Here is a 3,937-nt window from a genome sequence, read left to right on the forward strand (position 1 = left end):
CAAGTCGAAATGGCGGCAGCTTACTCTCCATTTATAGAAGGTGTTTCATTTGATAACGGAGGAGAATTACAAGTTGCTGATGGTTTGTTTGTAGACCAGGAATACTTGGATATGTTCAGTATAGCGTTTTTGCAAGGGGACAAAAATCAGGCTTTAAATGACATCAATTCTGTTGTATTATCAGAATCCACAGCCAGCAAGATTTTTGGTTCTCCCACAGAAGCATTGGGGAAATCCCTGAAGTGGTCTGTATTTGAATTTGGAAATGATGTCACGGTGAGTGGGGTTTATAAGGATTTTGGAGCAAAGGATGTGGACAAACCTGAGTTTCTGTTATCATTTCCCTATTTCAGGGATATGCTCGGCGATGGTGCCCATTGGGACAATTTCAATGCAGGGACCTATTTGCTGTTAAGAGAGTGTACAGATATTGATGCTTTCAATTCACAGATTAAAGATTTCATAAAGAAAAAAGAAGCAAGTAGCAACGTATCCCCTTTCGTTCAGGCCTTTGAGGACACCTATCTTTATGGGACCTATTCAGATGGAAAAATAGTAGGTGGAAGGATCAATTATGTCTGGATTTTTTCTGCCATAGCTTTATTTATTTTGATGATTGCCTGTATCAATTTTATGAACCTGACCACGGCAAGGACGATGAACAGGATCAAAGAAATAGGTGTCAAGAAGTCCATGGGTGCAAGCCGTGGTGGCCTTTTCAGTCAATTTATGGTGGAAACCTTGCTGCTGAGCTTTTTTGCTCTGATTTCTGCATTAGTCTTAACCAAATTATTACAGCCATTTTTCAATGATGTATCAATGAAAGAATTAAGACTTGAATTTGATTTTGGTTTGGTCTTGATATTGTTTTCCATTTGGGGATTGACCGGCCTGATGGCGGGAATTTATCCAGCCATTTATCTTTCAAAATTTAAACCCATCCAAATCCTAAAAAGTAATATCAAAGGAAGTTTCGGAGAACTTTTGGCACGAAAGGGCTTGGTAGTTTTCCAGTTTTCTATTTCCCTATTATTGATAATTGGGATCGTAGTGATAGGAAGGCAAATGTCTTTTATTCAAAATCAAAATCTCGGATATAACCAATCCAATTTGCTTCAGGTGAGTTCCTCGTCATTATCCGACACACAATTGGAACTGTTTTTAAATCAGGTAAAAGAATTACCTAGGATTGAAAATGCATCAAGCTTATCCCACCCACTGATAGGATTGATGAGTTCAACCATAGGATTGCATTGGGAGGGAAAAAACCCTGATGAACAGGTCAAATTTGAGAACATCAGCGTAAACGTGGATTTGATAGAAACCATGGGATTTGAGATATTGGAAGGAAGATCATTTTCCGGAGATTTTGGGGATGAAAAGAGTAAGATCATCCTAAATGAAGAAGCTGTCAAAGTGATCGGCCTAGAGAATCCAATTGGTTCCACGGTCAATCTTTGGGGAAATGATATGGAAGTGATCGGAGTTTTGAAAAATTTCCATTTTGAATCTTTAAAAGAAACAGTAAAACCAGCTTTTTTAAAATATGACAATTCATTTATGCAGAAAATTATTCTTCGGATAAACAGTGAAAATCAAGCCGAAGCCATTAAATCTGTTTCGGGATTATTTGAGGATCTTTTTGCTCAAAAGATGAATTTCAGCTTTATGGATGAAGATTTTCAATCCCTATATCTTCAGGAGAAACGTGTTTCCAAGCTTGCAAAATATTTTGGGGTAGTTGCTGTTTTCCTTTCCTGTTTGGGATTGTTTGGGTTGGCGGCTTTTACTGTTGAAAACCGGAAAAAAGAAATTGGAGTGAGAAAGGTCTTGGGAGCCTCTATCAATTCGATTTTATATTTGATCGTAAAAGACTTCGTTTTACTTGTTCTGATTTCGATTTTGGTTATGATTCCCTTGGCATGGTTCCTGTCAAATTTCTGGCTTCAGGATTATGCATACAAAACAAATCTTAGCTGGTGGATTTTTGCAGGAGCAGCAGGTTTTGTCTTGGTGATTGCTTTGATTACAGTCAGTTTTCAGGCTTTCAAAGCGGCAAGCAACAATCCTGTTCATTCCTTAAGTTCGGAATAATTTAGTAATGGTATAAACTTTAGTCATGTTAAAAAACCACTTTAAAATCGCTTGGCGGGTCCTAAACAAAAACAGGATGTATTCAATTTTGAATATCTCAGGTTTGACAATCGGCATTGCTGGTTTTTTGATGATACTTTTTTATATCGTGGATGAGAAAAGCTATGACCGTTTTTATTCCAATTCTGAAAATATTTACCGGATCACTTCACATTGGGGGACAGGTGAGGGTTCCCAATATGCCACCGCACCACCTCCATTGGGGCAAAGATTAAAAGAGGATATCCCGGAAGTTGAAGCTGTCACAAGATTATTGAGATGGAATGATTTTACAGTACAGCCTGAAACCGGATCAAATGCTGATCAGGTTTTTAGGGAGGCTTCGGTTTTTTATGCAGAGCCAAATTTCTTTGAGGTTTTTGACTTTGAGGTTTTGTCAGGCAATCCTAATTCCCTCGAAAGTGGCAAAAGTGTAATCATCACCGAATCAACAGCTAAAAGATATTTTGGAGAAGTTCCAATCAGGGAAGTGGTAGGAAAGAATTTGCTAATCGGAAGTGGTTCTACGGACTTGGTCATGATCGGTGCGGTGCTAAGAGATCTTCCTGCCCAATCCCATTTTCATTTTGATATGCTTGTATATGATCTTAATATGCACCGGGAAATTTTCCTGATGGACAATTGGATGTGGTCAATTCTGCATACCTATGTTAAGATTCAAAAAAATGACTTATCTACCGTTGACCGAAAACTAAAACAGATGGTTTCAAACCATTTAGCGCCCCGGCTTTCCGGTGAACAGGAATCGACAGATTTCTTTTTTGGACTTCAAGCTGTTCAGGATATCCACCTCAATTCTCAATTACTCAGAGAGCATGAAGCAAATAGCTACCAAAGTTATGTCAATATATTTTCAGCTGTCGCAGTGATCATCTTGCTTTTGGCATGTATCAATTTCATGAATCTGTCCACTGCTAAAGGAGCAAAAAGATCCATGGAAGTTGGGGTACGAAAAGTGATGGGGTCTAAGAAATTCCAGTTGGTAGGCCAATTTATGACTGAGGCATTTATGCTTGTTTTGATCAGTACAGGTTTGTCATTGGTATTAGTGGAACTGCTCAATGGTACTTTCAACCAAATAAGCGGCAAAGAGATTCAGTTCAATATATTTCAGTATTCCTGGATTTGGAGGGTTGTTCCAATTTTAATTCTTTTGCTGACTGTGATGGCAGGTTTTTACCCAGCCTTTTACCTTTCTTCTTTCAAACCACTTAAGGTAATCAAAGGAGTTCAGGCACAAGGAAAAAATACAATTGGGCTGAGGAGTGGATTGGTGGTTTTTCAGTTTAGCATTTCACTGATTTTGATTATCGGTGCCTTGGTGGTACAGCGGCAGCTCAGCTTTATCCAACATACGAATGTAGGATTTGACCGAGAGCAGCTGCTGATTATCCACAATGATGGTGAAATCAAAAACAAAGAAAGGGAAGATTTCAAAAGGAGATTTGCCTCCAATTCGATGATCGAGTCACTCAGTTTTTCGACAGGTATCCCCCTTCCCGGAAGTTTTCATATGAGGAATTTCAACCTTCCTGAAATCAATTCGGACAATGGAATGAATTGGTATGAAGCTGATAATGAATTTGTTTCTACACTGAAATTGGAAATCAAAGAGGGAAGAAATTTTACTGATATTTCGGGAGCTGATAAACATAAAGTTTTGATCAACGAGCGGGCAGCTAAGGATTTGGGAATTTCTGAGAATGCAATTGGTCAAAAGATTATCAAAAACATGGGAGCTGAAGATGAAGCAATCTTGGAGGTTGTCGGTGTTTTGAAGGAT

The 3,937-nt window shown here is 38.6% G+C and carries 2 protein-coding genes; both read left to right on the forward strand.

Annotated features, from left to right (window positions below; genetic code table 11):
- Positions 1 to 2,094: FtsX-like permease family protein (locus ACEW8U_RS10095; protein WP_373521915.1), on the forward strand; the 2,094-nt coding region annotated here is incomplete at its 5' end.
- Between the two features lie 76 nt (positions 2,095 to 2,170).
- Positions 2,171 to 3,937 (forward strand): ABC transporter permease (locus tag ACEW8U_RS10100; RefSeq protein WP_373521916.1); only part of this gene is annotated, 1,767 nt, incomplete at its 3' end.

It is taken from the genome of Aquiflexum sp., assembly GCF_041751335.1.
Taxonomy (GTDB): Bacteria; Bacteroidota; Bacteroidia; order Cytophagales; family Cyclobacteriaceae; genus Aquiflexum.